Here is a 21,400-nt window from a genome sequence, read left to right on the forward strand (position 1 = left end):
CGCATTTTCAGGCAGAGGTGATCATGTTCGAGTCGCGCATTTACAGGCATGTCCTGATCGGACTGCTGGCCGTGTCCACGGGCGCCTGCACCTGGGTGCACATGGCGCAGGGCGCCTCTGCGGTGAAGGTGGCGACCGCCGCGCCTTCGGGTTGCGAGAAGCGGGGCGACATCACGGTATCGGTGACCAGCAAGGTCGCGCTCTACAACCGCAATCAGCTGCGTGTGCGGGAAGAGTTGGAGACGCTCGCGCGCAACGAGGCGGTTGGAATCGGAGCGGATACTGTCAATCCGGTTGATCAGCCGTTGAATGGGAATCAGACGTTTGCGGCTTGGAAGTGTGGGCGCTGAGCGAAACGGGTCTCTTGAATAAGGACATCCTCACCCGGCTGCAAGAAGCGCTGGTCTCTCATGGGCTGCCCGCCGTCAAGTATGCGGATTTCATTTCCGTCGAGGGTGGCCGCCTTGAATTGGAGGCCGAAGTATTCGAGCGAGAAATTTTATCTGCTGGCAAAGCCTCGATTGTCTTGGAGGTCAGAGCGTACTCGGCGCCTCTTGGTGGAAGGCCCATCATTGAGTGTTTCGCTGGTGTGGGGGATTCCAAGGATCAAGCGGTTTCCAATGCCTTCGCAAAGATGTTGCTCGGCGTATTCCACGTTCTCATTGAAGCGCTTACCAGCCATTCCTGTGAGGACCAAGTCGAGGTCGAAAGCTGGAGGCGTCAAGATGCGGCCTGGAAAATTTTCAGTGGACCTCTTCTTACGCAGTATTCGGACAATTCCACTCTCTCGGATTCCTATCCCGAGGTCATTTCCAAACTTGACGCTCTGTTTGTCGAAATGGCGACCCCGGGTCCGCATTGGATTCGAGTATTTGTAGGTGCATACCACGGTCAGATTCAGGCGATCGAAGTGCTTTTGGACAATGAGGATTGGGGGCAGGCTCAATCGATCTTGGTATCACAAGACTGGGCATGCACCGAGGACTATCAGTCGCTTCGCCACTTTGTCCTTGCGCTTCCCGCTTAACTTGCAAGACATCGGCGCAATGCCGCAATTTGTGGCAAACCAATTAGGTAACCGTCCTAGTAACGTCCAGCCTCGGACAGTCCGGCCCGGCTATCCCTGGCTCAGCCGTTTACCAGAACTGTGCGGCCGTGCCGTACTTGGCACGCTCCGGACCGTCCCTACGCATGCGCACAGTCCCCGAAACCAGTACCCTATGTGCCCTTTCGCCAGCCTGACGGCGGCCAGCCCATGCTCTTTCAACACGTCGCCATCGCCGGCCTCGCTCATATCGATGCTCCGCGGCGGCTCTCCAGCCAGGAAATCAATGCTCGCCTCAAGCCGACCCTGGACCGGCTGAAGATCAAGGCGGACATGCTGGAAACCATCGCCGGCGTCAGCGAGCGCCGCCTGTGGGACGGCGATGTGAAGCCCTCCGACGCCGCCACCCTGGCCGGCGTGAAAGCGCTGGCCGACGCCGCCATCGAGCCCGACCGCATCGGCCTGCTGGTCAACACCTCGGTCAGCCGCGACTTCCTGGAGCCGTCCACCGCCTCCATCGTCGCCGGCAACCTGCGCCTGGGCGAGAACTGCCAGAACTTCGACGTCGCCAACGCCTGCTTGGCGTTCCTGAACGGCATGGACATCGCCAGCCGCATGATCGAGCGCGGCGAGATCGACTACGCCCTGGTCGTCGACGGCGAAACCGCCGACCTGGCCTACGAGAAGACCCTCGACCGCCTGACCCGCGCCGACGTCACCGCCGAGCAGATGCGTGACGAGATCGCCACGCTCACCCTCGGCTCCGGCGCCGCCGCCATGGTGCTGGCGCGTGCCGAGCTGGTCCCGGGCGCCCCGCGCTATCGCGGCGGTGTGACCCGCTCGGCCACCGAGTGGAATCACCTCTGCCAAGGCGACCTGCACCACGACCGCATGATCGCCGACGGCCGCATGCTGATGATCGAAGGCCTCAAGCTCGGCCACAAAACCTGGGCCGCCGCCAGGCAGGCGCTGGGTTGGGTGGCGGACGAACTCGACGAATTCGTCATCCATCAGGTCAGCAAGCAGCACACCAAGGCCTTCCTGCGCGCCTTCCGCATCGACCCGAACAAGGTGATGACCATCTTCGGCGAGCACGGCAACATCGGCCCGGCCTCGGTGCCGATCGTGCTGAGCAAGCTGCGCGAGAAGGGCCGCCTGAAGAAAGGCAGCCGCATCGCCCTGCTCGGCATCGGCTCGGGCCTGAACTGCTCGATGGCGGAAGTGGTGTGGTGATCGGCGGCGCGGATCGCGTCGTCGTCGTTGCCAACGTAGTCCTGTCGTAAGCCTGCTTCGTGACAGCGGCGGGTTTCCGTTCGATCGCATGAATTTTCCCGACTATCCCTTCGCTCCGCAGCGCTTCGAAGTGCGTCCCGGCATCGCGATGTCGTACCTCGACGAAGGTCCGCGCGATGGCGAAGTGGTGGTGATGCTGCACGGCAATCCGTCGTGGAGTTATTACTGGCGGCATCTGGTGCTGGCGCTGCGTGATCCGGCTGCTGGAAAGGCATACCGGTGCATCGTGCCGGATCACATCGGCATGGGCTTGTCGGACAAGCCGAACGACCTGCCTTCCGTGTCCCCGCATTACCGCTACACCTTGCAGTCGCGCGTCGACGATCTCGGCACGCTGCTCGACCACCTCGGCATCGACGGCCCGGTGACGCTGGCCGTGCACGACTGGGGCGGCATGATCGGTTTCGGTTGGGCGCTGTCGCATGCGGCGCAGGTGCGGCGCCTGATCCTCACCAACACAGCAGCCTTCCCGCTGCCGGCGGCGAAGAAGATGCCGTGGCAGCTGTCGTTCGGGCGCGACCTGCGCATCGGCGGCGCGTTGATCCGCGCCTTCAACCTGTTTTCGGCTGGCGCCTCGTGGCTGGGCGTGGAGCGGCGCATGCCGCCGGACGTGCGCCGCGCCTATGTGGCGCCGTACGACAGCTGGGCCAACCGCATTTCCACCTTGCGCTTCATGCAGGACATCCCGTTGCGCGCCGGTGATCCGGCCTGGGCGCTGGTGGAGGAAGCGGGGCGGCGGCTGCCGGAATTCGCCGATCGTCCGGCCTTCATCGGTTGGGGCCTGAAGGATTTCGTCTTCGACCACCACATCCTCGATGGCTTCCGCCAAGCCCTGCCGCGGGCGCAGGTGCGGGCCTACGACGATGCCGGGCACTACGTGCTGGAAGACAAGCACGAGGAGCTCGTGCCGATGATGCGCGCGTTTCTGGATTCGAATGCTCTGGACGCGAATCCGCTGTCCTAGCTCCCAAACACAAGAGCGCGCGGCAGGCGAGAATAGCGGCATGACCGACCCGTGCAACATCGCCGCCGCCCTGCCGAAACTCGCGGCCGAACGCCCCGACCAGATCGCGATGCGCTGCCCGAGTGGCAGCGGCCGCTACGACGTCACGCTCACCTACGCGCAACTGGACGCACGCAGCGACGCCATCGCCGCGGGCTTGGCCCGTCACGGCATCCGCCGTGGCGTGCGCACCGTGGTGATGGTGCGGCCGACACCGGAATTCTTCCTGCTGATGTTCGCGCTGTTCAAGGCGGGTGCGGTGCCGGTGCTGGTCGATCCCGGCATCGACAAGCGCGCATTGAAGCAATGTCTGCGCGAAGCGCAGCCGCAGGCCTTCATCGGCATTCCGCTGGCGCATCTGGCGCGCGTGCTGCTCGGTTGGGCGCGTTCGGCGCGCATCCGCATCACCACCGGCGCCTTCGCTCTGCTCGCGGATACGACGCTGGCGCGTGTGGAGCGCGACGGTGCCGTCATCCACGCCAACACGGTCGGCGCCTCGCAGCTCGCCGACACCGAACCCGATGAAGTCGCCGCGATCGTGTTCACCAGCGGCTCCACCGGCATTCCCAAGGGCGTGGTGTACCGCCATCGTCATTTCGTCGCGCAGATCGAGATGATGCGCGCCGCCTTCGACATGCAGCCTGGCGGCGTCGACCTGCCGACATTTCCGCCGTTCGCGTTGTTCGATCCCGCGCTCGGACTCACCTCGATCATTCCCGACATGGATCCCACGCGTCCGGCCTCGGCCGATCCGCGCAAGCTGCTGGCGGCGATCGAGCGTTTCGGCGTGACGCAGCTGTTCGGATCGCCAGCGCTGATGCGCGTGCTAGCCGATCATGGCGCGCCTTTGAAAGGCGTCACGCGCATCACCTCCGCCGGCGCGCCGGTGCCGGCCGACGTGGTGGCGAAGATCCGCACGCTCATGCCCGAGCACGGCCAGTTCTGGACGCCGTACGGCGCCACCGAATGCCTGCCGGTGGCGACGATCGAGGGGCGCGAGCTGGTCGGCCTGCGCGAACGCACCGAAGCCGGTGCCGGCACCTGCGTCGGCCGACCGGTGCCGCCGAACGAAGTGCGATTGATCCGCGTCACCGACGACGCGATCGAACGCTGGTCCGACGATCTGATCGTGCAGGGCGGGCTGGTCGGCGAAATTACAGTCGCCGGCCCGACCGCCACCGACACCTATTTCAGCCGCGACGCGCAGACGCGTCTGGCGAAGATTCGCGAAACCCTGCCCGACGGCAGCGAACGCGTCGTGCATCGCATGGGCGATCTCGGTTATTTCGATCGCGACGGCCGCCTGTGGTTCTGCGGACGCAAGACGCAGCGCGTGGTCACCGCTGCGACCACGCTGTGCACGGAGCAGATCGAACCGGTGTTCAACACGCATCCCGATGTGCGGCGCACCGCGCTGGTGGGCATCGGCGCCTTCGGTACGCAACAAGCTGCGCTGTGCGTGGAGTTGCGTGCCGGCGTGGATGCCAAGGAATGGCCGCGCATCGAGGAGGAGCTGCGCCATCTCGGCGAAGGCCATGTGCATACGGCCAAGGTGGAGCGCTTCCTGCATTATCCAAAATCATTTCCGGTCGACATCCGTCACAACGCCAAGATCGGGCGCGAGAAGCTCGCGCTGTGGGCGGCGAAGCAGAAGCCGCCGCGGCGCGACGACACGCAGGAAGACGGATGGGGCAGGGGCAGGTGACGCGTGTCCTGGTGACGGGCGGCGGCGGATTCCTCGGCCAGGCGCTGTGCCGCGGGCTGCTCGCGCGCGGTCACGAGGTCACGAGTTTCAATCGCGGCCACTATCCCGCGCTCGATGCGCTGGGCGTGCGTCAGGTGCGTGGCGATCTCGCCGATCGCGATGCGGTGATCGCGGCGGCGGCCGGGATGGAGGCGATCTTCCACAACGCCGCCAAGGCCGGCGCCTGGGGCAGCTACGAGAGTTATCACCAAGCCAACGTGGTCGGCACGGAGAACGTGCTCGCCGCCTGCCGTGCGCAGAGCGTCGGCAAGCTGATCTATACCTCGACGCCGAGCGTGACACATCGCGCCACGCATCCGGTCGAGGGCGGCACCGCCGACTCCGTACCCTATGGCGACGATCTCAAGGCGCCGTATGCACACACCAAGAAGATCGCCGAACAGGCCGTACTCGCCGCGAACGGTGGCGTGCTTGCTAACGGCGGTGCGCTGGCCACCATCGCGCTGCGTCCGCGCCTGATCTGGGGGCCGGGCGACAACCAGTTGCTGCCGCGACTGATCGAACGCGCGCGCAGTGGCCGCCTGCGTCTGGTGGGCAATGGCGAGAACAAGATCGACACCACCTACATCGACAACGCCGCGCAGGCGCACTTCGATGCCTTCGAATATCTCGCCCCCGGCGCAGCCTGCGCGGGCCGCGCCTATTTCATCAGCAACGGTGAGCCGAAGACGCTGCGCGAAACGCTCAACAGCCTGCTGCAAGCCGCCGGCGCGCCGCAAATCGAGGGCACCATTCCCTTCGGCGTCGCCTACGCCATGGGCGCGATCTGCGAGACGCTGTGGCCGCTGCTGCGCCTTCGCAGTGATCCACCGATGACGCGCTTCCTGGCCGAGCAGCTCAGCACCACGCACTGGTACGACATGGCGCCGGCCACACGCGATTTCGGCTACGTGCCGCGCGTCAGCTTCGCCGATGGATTGGCGCGATTGGCCGCGGTGTATCGGGCCTGAGGCTTGTAGCGGTGTCGTCTGGATGAACCAAGTTTTGGCCAGCAGTCGCGACTGTGGCCGGTATCGATCACGACATCACTGGGCTGGCGCGTGTGGGCTCGTTCTGACCGCGCGCGAACTCTTGCTGTTGTACCAGCGCCCGTTCCTGCGTCAGGGTCTGATTGGCCGCTTGCAGCTTTTCGTCCGACTGTTCGACCGGTGTTCGAGCCAGCTGCTCGACAGGCGCGAAGGCGCGCTTGTTCGCGGGGTCGCCGGCATCATTCGGATTCCCTTGAACCGCGAAGATGTTGCCGCTCTTCCCAAGAATCACATGATCGACGCGGTTCAGCGCATTACCCGCGAGTGAGTGGTCGAGCTTGTCCGGGTACATCTCCCGGTTGTCCTTGCAAGCCGCCAGCAAGCCACGGCTGATGCGTTCGCTCATCTCGTCGTAGGGCTTGCCGAGGCCTTCGTCGATCTTGCGCACGCCGGCGCGGATCTGTTCCAGCATCGCGTGGTCTTCGTGATCCGGATCGGCAGGGCTACGGCGTCTGTGCTGATTGACAGGCGGCTGCAACGGATCCGGCAAGCCCGGGCGATGATCTGGGTGATCGGGATGCCCCGGGGCTGTTGGCGCTTGAAGCTCAGGGCTTGCAGGAATCGTCCTGCCGGGGGCCGTGTGGTCCTGGCGGTCTGACTCTCGGCTTTGTGTTCTTTCAGGCGGCGCAAAGCTCAAGGTGGCGGCGTCAATGTCACCGGTCTGTGGTAACCCATGCGCTCGCTGGAAATCCAGCAATGCGCCTTGCATTCCGATACGGTAAACGCCGTCTTGATCGAGCGGCCTATCGCCTGTTGCGCGATATCCTTCATTCGACATGACGCGCTGTAAATCCTTGAGCCGATCGCTAGATTCGCCAAGACGAATAACACCATCGTCAATCACGGGAAGTGGCTGCACGCCAACACGCTGCTCCGCCTCGACAGGAAGCCGCCCTGTAGTCAAATCCGAAATGTAGTTCTCGTATTGTTGGTAGTAGCGCGTGTCCATCTCAAGATGAACATGCTTCGCGCCGGTTTGGACATCGCTTTGAGTGCCGAGCGATTGCCCGTATTCGATGGTCTGGCCTTCAGTGACTGCAATTCCTCGCATGTGCCGAACACGCGCGATGACGTCGCCGTCTTTTTTATCGTAGATATCGACGAGCCCTTCGGCTGCATTAACGTTGCCAACATAGCCAGCAATTGGCGACGGGACATCGACCTTGCGCGCATCCGCGCTCATGGTCGGATGGTTGGGGTTCTCGATGATGAAATCTTTTTTGAGTAGTACTTGATCCGTCTTTAGGTCGTAGGTTTTGCCGTTTCTTGCAATCTCAATTTCTTGAATCTCACCGCCTATGTAGGCGTGCTGCCTGCCCCGCTGACCGCCAACCACGGAGCCATCTTCCATGTGTGCAGCCTTGTTGTCACCAGGATGGTGCGTGACAAGACTTTCAAAGTCGGTGACTGGGACGTTACCGCCCTGGCCTTTTTGGATTACTCGATAAGCTGTTCTTGTTGAATCATTCATGGGGTCCTTCCCGCGTCTAGTGGCATTTCCTATATGTGGTTGAACGTTGTCCGTCAGTCACGGTCAAATAATCGCTGCCGCTCAAGACGAAGATGTCCACGACATCGTCTTGTTCTCCATCGTGCTGTTCTATCGCCTCGATCCTCCAAGCTTGGGGCGACTGGGAAATCACCTGGACGCGCTTTGGTGTGTTCGTATGTTCGTATCCCTGCAGGAGCTTCGGGGTGATCTTGAAGCCCGCGTCGCTGTCATAGTTCAGCGGTAAATTGCAGAGGTTAGGGCCAGGCTCCCATTGACCTAGAATTTCGGCGGGATATGTGTTGGCGCTGACTGGCTGCGCCTGGATTGGGTCCGCCTTGGTTGGGCCTTTGGCCGTGGAACACGCCGGCAACGCAAGGAGTGCTGCCAGCAGAAACGCGCGTGTGTCCGTCCCCATGTCCTATCCTCGATCCGTGAAAATCATCTAAGACGAGATGTCGTGAAGGTCGCGTTAACCGCTATGACACGGGTAGCTATTGCAGCGGGTGAGGCCCCTCTTCAGACCGAGCTGCGCAGCGCCGCATCAGCCGCATGCCGCTCGACCGCGAAATCGATCAACCGCGTGATCAATTCGCTGTAGCTGATCCCGCTGGCCTGCCACAACTTCGGATACATGCTGATGCGTGTGAAGCCGGGCAGGGTGTTGATCTCGTTCACCACGATGCGGCCTTCGGCGGTCAGGAACACGTCCACGCGTGCGAGTCCCGCGCACTCCAGCGCGCGATACGCGCGCAGCGCGACGGCGCGGATGCGATCGTTGGCCTCGGCATCGATCGCGGCGGGCACGACGACTTCCGCACCGCTCTCGTTGATGTACTTGGTGTCGTAGGCGTAGAACTCGTCGTGCACCACGATCTCGCCGCAGACGCTGGCCTGTGGATCGTCGTTGCCGAGCACCGCGCATTCGATCTCGCGCCCGACGATCGCCGCTTCCACCAGCACCTTGTGGTCGTAGGTGAAGGCGAGCGCGACGGCTTTACGGAGTTCGGCTTCGTCGCGCACCTTGCTCACGCCGACCGATGAACCCTGGTTGGCCGGCTTGACGAACATCGGCAAGCCGAACTGGGCCTTCAGTGCTTCGAAATCGACCGAGTCGCGACGCTTGAGGGTAACGAATGGCGCCACGTCCAGTCCGGCATCGCGCAGCAGGCGCTTGGCGACATCCTTGTCCATCGCCACGGCCGAGCCGAGCACGGGCGAGCCGACGAAGGGCAGGTTGGCCATGCGCAGCAAGCCCTGCAGGGAGCCATCCTCGCCGAGCGTGCCGTGCACGATCGGGAAGATCACGTCGATCTGGTCGAGGCTACGTGCCGGATTTTCAGGCAACAGCTGCCGCTCACCACGCCCCGGCACCATCGCCAGAGCCTCGCCGCTGCGGTTGAGGGCGATTCGCGCCGGATCGTCGGCGTTGAGCAGGAAGTCGCGGGTGTCGCTCAGGTGCCATTGGCCCTGTTTGTCGATGCCGATCAGGCTGACGTCGAAGCGCTCGCGGTCGAGGGCGTCGAGGATGTTCCGCGCCGATTGCAGCGAAACCTCGTGTTCCGCCGATTTGCCGCCGAAGATGATACCGACACGGAGCTTGCTCACGTTTTCAGGGTCCGAACGATGGAGTGGATGCGATTGGGCGCCCATTCTAGCGGTCTGCCCGCGGCCGGGCGGCGGTGCCGGATAGAATGCACGGATGGCAGAACCGCTTTTCAACTGGAAGCAGCCGGCCGGCCGTGCGCTGGAAACCGCGCTCAACCGCGCGCTGGCGCTCGATCCGGAGACACGCACCGGCCTCAAGCCGCTCGACGGCCGCAGCATCACGCTGACGCTGGAAGCCCCGGCGCTGGCATTGCAGCTGCGGGTGCAGGGCGAGCGCCTGGTGGTCGGCCCGGTCGAGGAAGGCCGCGAGCCCGATCTGGCGGTGCGCAGCACGATCGGTGCATTGGTGTCGCAGCTGCCCTTCCTGCGCCGCGACGACGCGCCACCGGTCGGACGCATGCGTGTGTCCGGCGATGCCGATCTGGCGCGGCGCCTGCAGCGGCTGGCCGAGCGTTTCGATCCGGATTGGCAGCAGCCCTTCGCCGCCGTGTTCGGCGATGTGCTGGGCGTGCAGATCGCCAACGCCGTGGCCACCGGTCTGAAGCAGGCGCGGACGCTCGGCAAGAACGCCGCCGAGAGTGCCGCCGAATACGTGACCGAGGAGTCGCGCGACGTGGTGCCGCGTGACGAGCTGGCCGCGTTCCACGACGACGTCGATGCCTTGCGCGACGACGTGGAACGAGTCGCCGCCAGGATCAACCGACTTCAGCAGGCTGTTGCATCGAGAAGTCCGGCCATGGACGGCCGAGCTCCTGCGGAGGAATCCGCGTCATGATCGCTTTCACGCGCGCCGCCAAGATCGGCCGGGTGCTGCTGAAGTACCGTCTGGACGATCTGCTCGACGGCACGCCGGCCGAGCGCTGGCTCAATCTGATGCGGCCGTTCGTGCCGCGCGCCTCGAAGGAGATCGCCGCGCAGTCGCGCGGCGCACGCTTGCGTTGCGCGCTGCAGGAACTCGGCCCGATCTTCGTCAAGTTCGGGCAGATCCTGTCCACGCGCCGCGATATCGTCCCGCCCGACATCGCGGTGGAACTGACGCTGCTGCAGGATCGTGTCGCGCCTTTCGACGGCGATGACGCGCGCCGGATAGTGGAAGCCTCGCTCGGACGGGGCGTCGACACTGCTTTCGCGAGTTTCGACACCACGCCGCTGGCGTCCGCCTCGATCGCGCAGGTGCATGCCGCGACGCTGCCGCCAGAGAAGGGCAAGCCGCCACGCGAGGTGGTGGTGAAGGTGCTGCGGCCGAACATCGAGAAGCAGATCGCCGCCGACATCGCGCTGCTCAAGAACGTGGCGAGCCTGGTCGAGCGCACCCATCCCAGCGCCGACAAGATTCGGCCGCACGCGATCGTCGCGGAGATCGAGAACACGCTCGCCGCCGAGCTCGATCTGCTGCGCGAGGGGGCCAATGCCTCGGTGCTGCGCCGCTTCTGGCAGGACTCCGACGATCTCTACGTGCCGGAACCGATCTGGAGCCACACCACCGAGCGCGTGCTCACGCTGGAGCGCGTGTACGGCATCCCCAGCGACGACATCGTCGCGCTGGATGCCGCCGGCATCGACCGCAAGGCGCTGGCCGCCAAGGGCACGCGCGTGTTCTACGCGCAGGTGTTCCGCGACAACTTCTTCCATGCTGATGCGCACGCCGGCAACATCTGGGTCGACATCGATCCGGCGCGCAAGAAGAATCCGCGCTTCATCGCGCTGGATTTCGGCATCATGGGGCAGCTCTCGGACGAGGATCAGTACTACCTCGCCGAGAATTTCATGGCGATCTTCAACCGCGACTATCGCCGCATCGCCGAACTGCACGTGCAGGCCGGCTGGATGCCGGCGCACAGCCGCATCGACGAGCTGGAAGCGGCCGCGCGCACGGTGTGCGAGCCGTACTTCACCCGGCCGTTGTCGGAAATCTCGCTGGCCGAGGTGCTGATCAAGCTGTTCCGCACCGCGCAGCGGCACGAACTGACGTTGCAGCCGCAGCTGATCCTGTTGCAGAAAACCTTGCTCAACATCGAGGGTGTCGGCCGCCTGCTCGATCCCGAACTCGACATCTGGGCGGTGGCGCGACCGGTGCTCGAACGCATCATGATCGAGCGCTACAGCCCGCAGCGGCTGATGGATCGCTTCCGCAAGCATCTGCCGGAACTGGTGACACATGCGCCGGAGATGCCGCGCCTCTTGCACGCCTGGTTGCAGCAACAGGTGGATGGACGGCACGAGTTGTCACTGCGTTCGAAGGATCTGTACGAACTCACCCAGACCATGAAAGGCATGCAGCGGCGCACAGTGTCAGCGATCCTCGGCACCGGCTTGCTGATCGCGGCCGCGGTGCTGTACGCATTGGATGCCGGCGGCATGCGCTTGCTGTCGATTCCGGTCGCCGCGTGGGTGGCGGGCCTTGGCGGCTTGTGGGCGCTGATCGCGGCCTGGCCGCGGCGCTGAGCGCGCGAGTCGAGAGCTGCGCACGATGATCGAAACGCTGTACGGCGACGAATCCCTCGCCGTCGTCAACAAACCCGCCGGGCTGATGGTCCACGACAGCAAGCTCGCGCGCGGGGAAACCGACTTCGCGGCCGATCGTTTGCGTGAGCAATTCGGGCGTCCGATCTTCCTCGTGCATCGGCTCGATCGCGCCACGAGTGGTTGCCTGTTGCTGGCGTTCGATCGCGAGACCGCGTCGCTGCTGGGCAAGACGTTGATGTCGCGTGCGGTGGAAAAAGATTACCTGGCGGTTTGTCGCGGCTGGCCGGCGGAACAGGCATTCGTCGTCGATCATCCGCTCGATGGCGGCCCGGGCAAGCCTGAGAAGAAACCCGCCATCACCCGTTTCGCGCGATTGGCCGCGACCGAACTCGAGATTCCATCCAGCGAATTCGCCACCTCACGCTACGCCTTGCTGCGGGCGTCGCCGGAAACCGGACGCTTCCGCCAGATCCGCCGGCATCTGAAGCATCTCTCGCATCACTTGATCGGCGACAGCAGCCACGGCGACGGGCGCCACAACCGCATCTTCCGTCAGCTCGGCGTGCATCGCATGCTGCTGCACGCGTGGCGGCTCTCGTTCGATCATCCGCACACGGGGCAGCGTGTCCGCGCCGAGGCGCCGTTTGACGCGGAATTCAGTCGCGCGCTGGCCCTGTTCGGCTCGGATGCTGTCAGTGCCTTTGAAGCCAGCACCTTCGAAGTCAGCGCCCTCGGCGCGACGCGGCCTGATTGAGCGCGCCGTCGAAGTCGCGCTTGGCGTCCTGCAGCGCCGGCATCAGCTGACGGCTGATGTCGTTCACGACGCCCTGCAGGGATTGCATGATCTCGGTCGCGTTGCCGCCGCTGATGTTGAGCCCCCCGGCGGAGCCGAGGCCGTTCTGTCCGGACAACATCTGCGCTGCCAGCGCCTGCAAATCCTGACCCTGCAGGCCGCCCTGTAGCGACAAGGCATCACCAATGCCGCCAATCCCGCCAAGGCCACTAGTCTCGGCGCCAGCGGAATAGACCCGCCCCAGCCGCTCCCGAACGTTGGCATTGCCGTAGGCCTGCTCGTAGTCTTGCGGCGAGCGTGTGGTCAGCTGGCGCCATTGCTCGGCGAGGGGCGATTCGGCGGCGGGTGCGCCCGGCGCTGCCTGTTGCGGAACGGTGTCCGGAGACGGTTGCTGCGCCGGCACCTCCGTCCAGCTGGAGGAAATCCGCGGTGTGGCGGAGACATCGGCGATGTCGACGCTGGAGGCGCCATCGATCCGGGCCGGGTCCTGCGGCGCGGCGAAGGCGGTCGGAATGGCCGTTGCCATGGCGAGCAAGGCGGCCGGGAGCAGGGATGAGCCTTTCATGGCAGGCGCTCCTAACAGGGGAAACCCGATGATCCGCCAGCAGCCGGGGCGGGTCAAATCCGCCCCGGTGCGCATGGAAACGCCGGAATCAGTGCTCGTGGGCCGGTTCGGCGGTGGAGGAAGCGTTCTCCAACTGCTTGGCTTCTTCGGCCAGATCGCGCTGCAGTTCCTGCATCGCGGGCATCAACAGCTTCTGCACCCCGGCCATCGTGTTCTGCATCAGCTGCGGCAGCTTTTCGAGCATCTTCTGGCCGGCTGGCGTGCGATAGAACGCAATGATCGCGTCCACGTCCTCGGCTTCGAAGCTCTGGCGGTAGGCGTCGCGATACAGCGGGGCGAGCTTGTCCCAGGTCATCACCTGCTTCATGCGATCGAAGGACTTACCCAGGATACGGTCGAAGGACTTGCGCTGTTCCTCGCTGACCTGCTGGCCTTCGAGCATCTGGTTCACCATCTGCTTCTGCGAGTTCTCGATTTGCGGGAGCAGGGTTTCGAGCGTCTGCCGGGCGCGCGAGGCTTCGAGGAGCTCGTCGAGCTTGGCATCGCTGGGCGGCGCGGCGATCGCGGGGGCGGCCAAGCCAATGAGAGCGGGGCCGAGCAGGGCGGCCAATAGCAAGGTACGCAGGGACATCGGGGAATCCTCCATGACGAAAGACCGTATGGTCGAGGAAGCCGCGCGCGGCCGTCAAACCGCGGCGTCGACGAAGCCGCAGCGACAGCCGCAGCTACAATTGGCGCCATGACCACCCCGGCCATCACCATCCCAGAGCAGGAATTGACCGAACGCTTCGTGCGCGCGGCGGGTCCGGGTGGCCAGAACGTCAACAAGGTGGCGACGGCGGTGGAACTGCGTTTCGACGTGGCCGGTTCGCCCTCGCTGCCCGAGCCCGTGCGCGCGCGCCTGCTCGCCAAGCGCGACCGCCGCATGACCGACGAAGGCGTCCTGGTGATCAGCGCGCAACGTTTCCGCACGCAGGACCGCAACCGCCAGGACGCGCGCGAGCGGCTGGCCGCGTTCATCGAATCCGGCCTGCACGCGCCCAAGCCGCGCATCGCCACGCGTCCCAGCCGCGCGGCCAAGGCACGGCGGCTGGACGCCAAGCGCGAACGCAGTACGATCAAACAGGGGCGTTCGCGGCGCGGCTGGGACGATTGAGCCGGAATGATCGAGCTGTAACGATTGAGCCGTTGAATGAAGAGGGCGGCGCCGGACCGATCGGCGCCGTTGGAACTCGGGGAGAGGCATGAGCGATACCGATAGCGACGACCAGCACCGCGATCACAACCAGCACGACGGTGTCGTGCCGATCCTGCCGCCGAACGCACCGCAGGTGAAACATAACGGCTTCACCCGTTGGCTCGGCCGCAGCATCCTGCGGCTGGGCGGCTGGCGCGTGATGGGCTCGTTTCCCAATATCCCAAGGCTGGTGATGATCGGCGCGCCGCACTCGTCCAACTGGGATGCCGTGTGGGCGTTCGCGGCCAAGGTCGCGATGGGGCTGGACGTGCGCATCCTGGTCAAGGACTCGGTGTTCCGCATCCCGGGCTTGGGCTGGATGTGCCGGCGGCTGGGCATGATGCCGGTCGACCGCAGCGCGCCGGCCGGCGTGATCGAACAGGCCGCGGCACTGATCCGCGACCAGGAACGCTTCTGGTACGGCCTGGCGCCGGAAGGCACGCGCAAGCGCGTGGAGCGCTGGAAGACCGGATTCTGGAAAATCGCCAAGGCCGCCGAGGTGCCGATCCTGGGCATCTATCTGCACTATCCCGAACGCGTGATCGGCGTCGGGCCGCTGTTCCATCCCACCGACGACATGGCCGCCGACATCGCCGCCATCCGCAAGTGGTACCTGCCGTGGGAAGGCAAGCACCACGGCACGCAATGACATCGCGCAACTGCTAAGCTGCGCGCCATTGCCGGGTGCGGGGGAAACACTCGGTTCACCAAAGTTGTAGTCGTCGTGCGGGGGCACGATGAGCGCCCAGGGAACGGAATCAGCCGCGTCTTCTTCTTCGCCCGAACCGGACATCTGGCCGGATCGAATCCTGCGCGCGTTGTTCGGCCGCTTCGACTGGCAACCGCCGCGCTGGCTCGCGGCGTGGGGCGCCAGTCTGCGCATGCGGCCGATGCATTGGCTCGGCGGCGCGTTCGCGCTGATCGCGTTGCTGTTGTGGTGGCACACGAAGCCACCGGCACCGCCGCAACCGGATGCGCTCGAAGTCAGACTCAGCGAACCGGCGCGCACCGACTACACGCAGACCCCGCCGAAACTCTCGCCACTGCGCCTGCATTTCTCCGGCTCCGCCGCGCCGCTCGACCAGGTCGGCAAGGCGCCGAAAGGCGTGACGATGCAGCCGTCGCATCCGGGCGAATGGATGTGGAGCGACGACAGCACGCTGGTGTTCACGCCGGCGAAGGACTGGCCGATCGCCACCGAATTCGAGATCACGCTCGATCCTGCCGTCGCCGTGGCGCCGAAAGTGCGGCTGGTGGCGAGCGAATTCGAATTCACCACGCATGCCTTCGAGGCCAGTGTCGCGACATCGGAGTTCTATCAGGACCCGCAGGACCCGAACCTGAAAAAGGCGGTGTACGAGCTGAAGTTCTCGCATCCGGTCGACGCGGCTTCGCTGGAGAAGCGCATCGGCTTCACCTACACCGATGGCGCGGGCAGGACACTGCCGTCGCCGACGAAGACGCTCGTCTACGATGAACGCCGGCTCCGCGCCTGGGTGCATTCGGCGCCCCTGACGATTCCGGAGAACGGCGGCAAGCTGCTGCTGGACATCGACGAAGGCGTCGTCAGCACGCTCGGCGGCGAAGGCACGGCGGAGAAGCTGTCCTCGAACGTCAATTTGCCGTCGCTCTACAGCGTGGCTGTCGACAGCATCGACGCCACGCTTGCCGAGAACGATCGCTACGAGCCGGAACAGGTGCTGGTGCTGACCTTCAACCAGGCCATGCGCGATACCGATGTCTCGCGCGCGGTCGAGGCGCGGCTGTTGCCGGAGAAAAATCCGAAACTGCCGGCCAAGCAGCAATCGAGCCCGTACAACTGGTCGGCGAACGAAGTCGACGAGGCGATCCTCAAGCAATCCTCGAAAGTCGCGCTGACACCGCTGCCGGCCGAGCGCGAATTCGTCGAGACGCACAGCTTCAAATATCAGGCGCCGCCGAACCGCTATCTGGTCATCCGCGTGGCGAAGGGCCTGAAGTCCTTCGGCGGCTTCCTGCTCGGACAGCCCGTGAACGAAGTGCGGCAGGTGCCGCCGTACCCGGAACTGCTGCGCTTCGTCGGCGAAGGCTCGCTGCTGTCGCTGCGCGGCGAGCGCCGCGTCAGCATCGCCGCGCGCAACGTGCCGGGTTTGCGTCTGGAAGTCGCGCGCGTGCTGCCGGGCGCGTTGCATCAGCTGGTGCAGAACAACAGCGGCGACTACACCAATCCCAGCCTCGACTATCTCGACGAGGACAGCCTGGTCGAGCGTGAGGAAACCCGGCGCACTTTCCCGTCCGGCGATCCCGCGAAGACGCGCTACGAAGGTGTCGACCTTGGCGAGTATCTTGCCCCCGGCAAGCGCGGCGTGTTCCTGCTCAGCCTGCGCAAGCTGGACACGGAAGACGCCAAGAAGACCGCACGGGAAACCCTGGACGAAAACGCCGGCGAGGAATCTGACCGCCGCCTGATCGTGCTCACCGACCTCGGCATGATCGCCAAGCTGGCGCTGGACGGCAGTCGCGACGTGTTCGTGCAGTCGATCGCCAGCGGCACCCCGGTCGCCGGCGCGCGCGTGCGCGCGATCGCGCGCAACGGCGAAACCCTGGTCGATGCCACCACCGACGCCGGCGGCCATGCACGCCTACCGGCGCTGAAGGCATTCGTGCGCGAGAAGAAACCGGTGATGCTCACCGTCGAGCAGGGCGGCGACCTGTCGTTCCTGCCGATTGGCGACGACGGTCGCACGCTCGACTACTCGCGCTTCGACATCGGCGGCGAGGAGAACGCGGCCGAATCCGGCGCGCTGAAAGCAAGCCTCTTCTCCGATCGCGGCCTGTACCGGCCCGGCGACACCGTGCATCTCGGATTGATCGTGCGCGCCGCCGATTGGTCGCGTCCGCTTGCCGGCCTGCCGCTGGAACTGGTGGTGACCGATCCGCGCGGCTCGGTGGCGCAGCGCCAGCGCCTCACGCTCGGTGAAGTGGGTTTCGAGAGTGCCGACTTCACGCCGAGCGAGAACGGACCGAGCGGTACGTGGTCCGCAGAACTATTTCTGATTGGTAAGGAAAACGAACGCACCAGCATCGGCAGCACCACCGTGCAGGTGCGCGAATTCCTGCCCGACTCGATGCGCGTGGAAGCGCGCTTCTCGGCGCAGGCCAGCGAAGGCTGGGTCAAGCCGGAAGGCCTGAAAGCGGTGATCACGGCGGAAAATCTGTTCGGCACACCGGCGCAGGAACGCCGCGTCGAAGCGAGCATGGTGCTGCGCCCCGCGTTCCCCGAATTCGCGCGCTGGCCGGGATGGAATTTCTACGATCCGCAGCGCGCCAAGGAAGGCTACGACGAAGCCCTGAGCGATGCGAAGACCGACGCCGAGGGCAAGGCCGAGATCGCACTGGGCCTGGAGAAGTACGCACGCGCCACCTATCAGCTCAGCTTGCTGGCGCGCGCATTCGAACCGGGCAGCGGTCGCAACGTCGCCGCCAGCGTCACCACGCTGGTGTCCAGCAACGAATACCTGGTCGGCATGAAGAGTGCCGACGCGCTCGATTACGTCAAGCGCGACAGCAAGCGTGGCGTGCAGCTGGTCGCGATCGGCGCCGACGCCAAGGCGCGTGCGGTGACTGGCTTGCACGCGGTGCTCGTCGAGCGCCGCTACGTCTCGGTGCTGACCAAGCAGGATTCCGGCGTCTACAAATACGTCTCGCAGCTGCGCCTGGACGATCGCAAGGACACGCCGCTCGCGCTTGCCGCCAGTGCGCAGAGCTATCCGCTGCCGACCGACAAGCCCGGCGACTTCCGCCTGGAGATCCGCGACGGCAACGGCAACGCGCTCAACCGCATCGACTATAGCGTGGCCGGCGCCGCCAACCTCACGCGCTCGCTGGAGCGCAACGCCGAGTTGACGCTCTCACTGTCGAAGGCCGACTACGCGCCGGGCGAAGAGATCGAAATCAGCGTGCGCGCGCCGTATGCCGGTGCCGGCCTGATCACGCTCGAACGCGACAAGGTCTACGCCCACGCTTGGTTCAAGGCCGACACCACCGCCTCGGTGCAGCGCATCCGCGTGCCGGCCGAGTTCGAGGGCAACGGCTACGTCAACGTGCAGTTCGTGCGCGATCCGAATTCGGACGAAGTGTTCATGAGTCCGTTGTCGTATGGCGTCGCGCCGTTCAAGGTCAACCGGAAAGCGCGCACGCAGCCGCTGTCGGTCGATCTGCCGAAAGTCGCCAAACCCGGCGCCGACATCCCGCTCACGATCAAGACCGAAGGCCGCGCGCGCGTGGTCGTCTTCGCGGTCGATGAAGGCATCCTGCAGGTGGCGCGCTATCGCGTCGGCGATCCGCTCGACACCTTCTTCGCCAAGAAGATGCTGCAGGTGGAGACCGCGCAGATCCTCGACCTGATCCTGCCCGAGTTCAGCCGCCTCACCGGCATGGCCGCACCGGGCGGCGACAACGGTTCGGACCTCGCCAAGAATCTCAACCCGTTCAAGCGCAAGAGCGAGAAGCCGGCGGTGTGGTGGTCTGGGCTGGTCGATGTCGACGGCGAGAAGACGCTGCACTTCAGCCTGCCCGACCACTTCAACGGCAAGGTGCGCGTCGTGGCCGTGGCGGTGACGCCGCAGAAGATCGGCCTGCTCGAAACCAACATGCTCTCGCGCGGCGATTTCGTACTCACGCCGACACTGCCCACGCACGTCGCGCCCGGCGACGAATTCGAACTGCCGATCGGCGTCGCCAACACCGTGCCCGGCGCCAAGGCGGCATTGCCGGTGACGGTGAGCCTGCTGCTGCCGCCATCGCTGCAGGCGGTCGGCACGGCCAAGGCGATGCTCTCGCTCGCGCCCGGCCGCGAAGGCACGGTGCGCCTGCGCCTGCGCGCCGGTGATCGCCTCGGCGCGGCCGCGGTGACGATGGTGGCGCAGTCCGGCAAGTATCGCGCGCAGCGGCGCATCGAATTGTCACTGCGTCCGGCGGTGGCGATGCGACAGGAGTTGCGCGTCGGCCATACCGCGACGCGACTGGAACTGAAGCAGCTGCGCACGATGTACGACCAGCTCGCGCAGCGCCGGATCGCCGCGTCGACATCGCCCTTCGTCGCCGTCGACGGCCTCAGCGCCTACCTCGCCGACTATCCGCACCTGTGCACCGAACAGATCGTCAGCGCCGCGATGCCGGCGCTGCTCAGCGGCGCGCATCCGGAATTCGCGCTGATGCCGGCGGATCAGGTCAAGAGCTCGACCAACAAGGCGCTCGGCGAACTGCGCTCTCGCCAGAATTCCGACGGCGGCTTCGGAACATGGCTGGCGACGCCGGACGTCGATCCCTTCGTTTCCGCCTACGCCACGCTGTATCTGATCGAAGCGAACGAGCGCGGGCAAACGGTGCCGCGCGATCTGCTCGACGCCGCCAACCGCTACCTCAAGAGCATGGCCGCCGATCGCGCGCTCACCTCGCAGACGCAACTACGCGCCCGCGCGCTCGCCGTCTACCTGCTGATCCGCCAGGGCCAGAACGCCAACAATCTGCTGGCCGGCGTGCGCGAACAGCTCGAACGCGATTTCCCGAAGCGCTGGCAGCAGGATGACGCCACCGCGATGCTGCTGGCCGCCAGCCATCGCCTGTTGCAGCAGGACAAACCGGCCAACAGCCTGGTCGCCACCGTGTTCCCGCGCATCAATGCGGCCAAACCGGCGCGCGTCTTTGCCTATGCCGACTACTACGATCCCGGCATCGCGCAGGGCTGGTCGCTGTACCTGCTGTACAAGCATTTCCCGGAACAGGCCAAGCGCCTCGGCAGCAGCGCCATCGATCGTTTGCTGTCGCCGCTGCGCGACAATAGCTACAACACGCTCTCGTCCGCCTTCATTCTGTTGACGCTCGAAGCCTACGGCGCTACGCAGATATCGACTGTGCCGCCGGGCATCGAAGCCATCGGTGCCGACAATCGCGCCCGTGCCATCGGCACTGCGCCAAGCGATGTCGCGGGCCTGCTGCGCCGTGCCACCTTTACGGGCAGCGATCGCAGCCTGCGCGTGCTGCCCGCTGGTGGCAGCACCGCCTGGTATGCGCTCGCGCAATCCGGCTTCGATCGCAAGCCGGGACCGGCGGTGCAGGACAAGGGCCTGGAGATCGTGCGTGACTACCTCGACGATGCCGGCAAGCCGCTGACCGAAGTGCCACTCGGCAAGGAAGTCACCGTGCGCCTGCGCGTGCGCGCATTGGGTTCGCGTACTTACAGCAACATCGCCATCGTCGACCTGCTGCCGGGTGGTTTCGAGACGGTGATGCAGACCGCGCCTGCATCCGACGTGCCGGATGAAAGCGAGGAAGAGTACGAAGAGGGCTGCGAAGAGGAGTGCGAGGATTCTGCTTCGAGCACCGAGACGCCGGGCCCCGCGCCGGCCACCTTGGCGCTGCCCGGATCGACGTTCTATCCCGAGCACGTCGAACCGCGCGAGGATCGCGTGCTGCTCTACGGCATCGTCACTGGCGAGATGAAGGAATTCCAGTACCGCATCCGTCCGGGCAATGCCGGCCGCTTCGTTGTGCCGCCGGTCTATGCCGAGTCGATGTACGAGCGTGGGGTCTACGCGCAAGCGGTCGCTGGAAATACACTGATTGTGCGGGTGCCCGGGAAGTGAGGATCTCGGGCGTCGAAGCGCATCGGCGACGGGGTGCTTTGCAATAGGCCCGATGGCATGAAGATGTGTCCTGGAGCCGTAATCCCGTGAAACCACGCAAGCCCGCGATCTATCTCGTAGTAATCGTGCCAATCTTGTGTGGTGGCATGATCGCGATCTCCGCGTGGCTGGTGTCCACGTACGCGGTGATGCGGGGCATCTCCATGAGAGATGTTCCGAATGCGACATCTCTCCTGATCACGCTGCCCGCGATCATCGTCTGGATTCCAATTGCGCTTCTGCTCTCGAACTGTGTCATGGCGGTGATGCCGCCGTTGAGTAAGGTTGCTCAGGCATACGCAAGGCGTACTGGTACACCGGGATTCCTCAAGTCCCAGTTTCAACTGATGGGATTGGCGGCGATCCTCGCCTTGATTTGTGTGCCGATCATCATCCTTGGATTCTCGCGCTGATGCCCGATGCGCCTTTTCGGGGTCGTAGAT

The 21,400-nt window shown here is 65.0% G+C and carries 18 protein-coding genes; 13 read left to right on the forward strand and 5 right to left on the reverse strand.

All coding sequences use genetic code 11. The features are described from left to right. The first annotated feature begins 23 nt into the window (after positions 1-23). From LG367_RS01950 to oleD, 6 genes are all read left to right on the forward strand, one after another. Positions 24-350 carry a DUF4156 domain-containing protein gene (locus LG367_RS01950; protein ID WP_226467527.1) on the forward strand — a complete coding sequence of 109 codons (327 nt, stop codon included), beginning with the start codon at positions 24-26 and terminating at the stop codon, positions 348-350. A gap of 14 nt (positions 351-364) precedes the next feature. Then, on the forward strand, positions 365-1,027 hold the full coding sequence (locus LG367_RS01955; protein WP_226467528.1) for a DUF6348 family protein: 663 nt from the start codon (positions 365-367) through the stop codon (positions 1,025-1,027). Positions 1,028-1,255: 228 nt separating this feature from the next. Continuing rightward, positions 1,256-2,278 (forward strand): 3-oxoacyl-ACP synthase III, encoded by a 1,023-nt coding sequence (locus tag LG367_RS01960; protein ID WP_226467529.1) that lies wholly within the window; start codon positions 1,256-1,258, stop codon positions 2,276-2,278. A gap of 88 nt (positions 2,279-2,366) precedes the next feature. Then, a complete protein-coding gene (locus tag LG367_RS01965; RefSeq protein ID WP_226467530.1) occupies positions 2,367-3,302 on the forward strand; it encodes an alpha/beta fold hydrolase in 936 nt (311 codons plus the stop codon). Between the two features lie 40 nt (positions 3,303-3,342). Next, the gene (gene oleC / locus LG367_RS01970) at positions 3,343-5,046 is read left to right on the forward strand and encodes an olefin beta-lactone synthetase (RefSeq protein WP_226467531.1); all 1,704 of its coding nucleotides are present in this window, start codon (positions 3,343-3,345) and stop codon (positions 5,044-5,046) included. Then, complete coding sequence (gene oleD, locus LG367_RS01975; RefSeq protein WP_226467532.1) at positions 5,028-6,056, forward strand: 2-alkyl-3-oxoalkanoate reductase; 1,029 nt, start codon at positions 5,028-5,030, stop codon at positions 6,054-6,056. Before oleC ends, oleD begins: the two co-directional genes overlap by 19 nt. Positions 6,057-6,123: 67 nt before the next feature. Here the strand turns inward: oleD and LG367_RS18600 are convergent, their stop codons facing one another. The 3 genes from LG367_RS18600 to ddlA form a co-directional block, all read right to left on the reverse strand. Continuing rightward, positions 6,124-7,605: a peptidoglycan-binding domain-containing protein gene (locus LG367_RS18600; RefSeq protein ID WP_319004001.1), complete on the reverse strand. Its 1,482-nt coding sequence runs from the start codon at positions 7,603-7,605 to the stop codon at positions 6,124-6,126. Positions 7,606-7,621: 16 nt separating this feature from the next. Further along, entirely contained in the window at positions 7,622-8,041 is a 420-nt protein-coding gene (locus tag LG367_RS01990; protein WP_226467533.1) for a hypothetical protein, read from the reverse strand. Between the two features lie 101 nt (positions 8,042-8,142). After that, a complete protein-coding gene (gene ddlA / locus LG367_RS01995) occupies positions 8,143-9,276 on the reverse strand; it encodes a D-alanine--D-alanine ligase (RefSeq protein WP_264179742.1) in 1,134 nt (377 codons plus the stop codon). A 49-nt stretch (positions 9,277-9,325) separates the two neighbouring features. Here ddlA and LG367_RS02000 point away from each other — a divergent pair, with 49 nt between their 5' ends. The 3 genes from LG367_RS02000 to LG367_RS02010 are packed head-to-tail and all read left to right on the forward strand — an operon-like array spanning position 9,326 to position 12,451. Beyond that, entirely contained in the window at positions 9,326-10,006 is a 681-nt protein-coding gene (locus LG367_RS02000) for a ubiquinone biosynthesis accessory factor UbiJ (protein ID WP_226467535.1), read from the forward strand. Continuing rightward, the gene (gene ubiB / locus LG367_RS02005) at positions 10,003-11,676 is read left to right on the forward strand and encodes a ubiquinone biosynthesis regulatory protein kinase UbiB (protein ID WP_226467536.1); all 1,674 of its coding nucleotides are present in this window, start codon (positions 10,003-10,005) and stop codon (positions 11,674-11,676) included. The genes LG367_RS02000 and ubiB overlap by 4 nt, the downstream gene beginning before the upstream one ends. Positions 11,677-11,701: 25 nt before the next feature. After that, a complete protein-coding gene (locus tag LG367_RS02010) occupies positions 11,702-12,451 on the forward strand; it encodes a pseudouridine synthase (protein ID WP_226467537.1) in 750 nt (249 codons plus the stop codon). Here LG367_RS02010 and LG367_RS02015 read toward each other — a convergent pair. Together LG367_RS02015 and LG367_RS02020 are read right to left on the reverse strand one after the other, a co-directional pair. Continuing rightward, positions 12,420-13,055, reverse strand: coding sequence for a hypothetical protein (locus LG367_RS02015; protein ID WP_226467538.1), 636 nt, complete (start codon positions 13,053-13,055; stop codon positions 12,420-12,422). The genes LG367_RS02010 and LG367_RS02015 overlap by 32 nt on opposite strands. Positions 13,056-13,143: 88 nt before the next feature. After that, positions 13,144-13,686 carry a DUF2059 domain-containing protein gene (locus LG367_RS02020; protein ID WP_226467539.1) on the reverse strand — a complete coding sequence of 181 codons (543 nt, stop codon included), beginning with the start codon at positions 13,684-13,686 and terminating at the stop codon, positions 13,144-13,146. 108 nt (positions 13,687-13,794) lie between these two features. Between LG367_RS02020 and arfB the strand changes: the two genes are divergently transcribed. The 4 genes from arfB to LG367_RS02040 all read left to right on the forward strand — a co-directional run bounded on the left by arfB (position 13,795) and on the right by LG367_RS02040 (position 21,370). Then, positions 13,795-14,211 (forward strand): alternative ribosome rescue aminoacyl-tRNA hydrolase ArfB, encoded by a 417-nt coding sequence (arfB, locus tag LG367_RS02025; RefSeq protein ID WP_226467540.1) that lies wholly within the window; start codon positions 13,795-13,797, stop codon positions 14,209-14,211. Positions 14,212-14,299: 88 nt separating this feature from the next. Then, positions 14,300-14,941, forward strand: coding sequence for a lysophospholipid acyltransferase family protein (locus LG367_RS02030; RefSeq protein ID WP_226467541.1), 642 nt, complete (start codon positions 14,300-14,302; stop codon positions 14,939-14,941). An 88-nt stretch (positions 14,942-15,029) separates the two neighbouring features. Next, a complete protein-coding gene (locus LG367_RS02035) occupies positions 15,030-20,918 on the forward strand; it encodes an alpha-2-macroglobulin family protein (protein WP_226467542.1) in 5,889 nt (1,962 codons plus the stop codon). A gap of 86 nt (positions 20,919-21,004) precedes the next feature. Beyond that, complete coding sequence (locus LG367_RS02040; protein WP_226467543.1) at positions 21,005-21,370, forward strand: hypothetical protein; 366 nt, start codon at positions 21,005-21,007, stop codon at positions 21,368-21,370. The last annotated feature ends 30 nt before the right edge of the window (positions 21,371-21,400 follow it).

The organism is Luteimonas panaciterrae (assembly GCF_020511115.1).
GTDB classification, from domain to species: Bacteria; Pseudomonadota; Gammaproteobacteria; order Xanthomonadales; family Xanthomonadaceae; genus Luteimonas; species Luteimonas panaciterrae.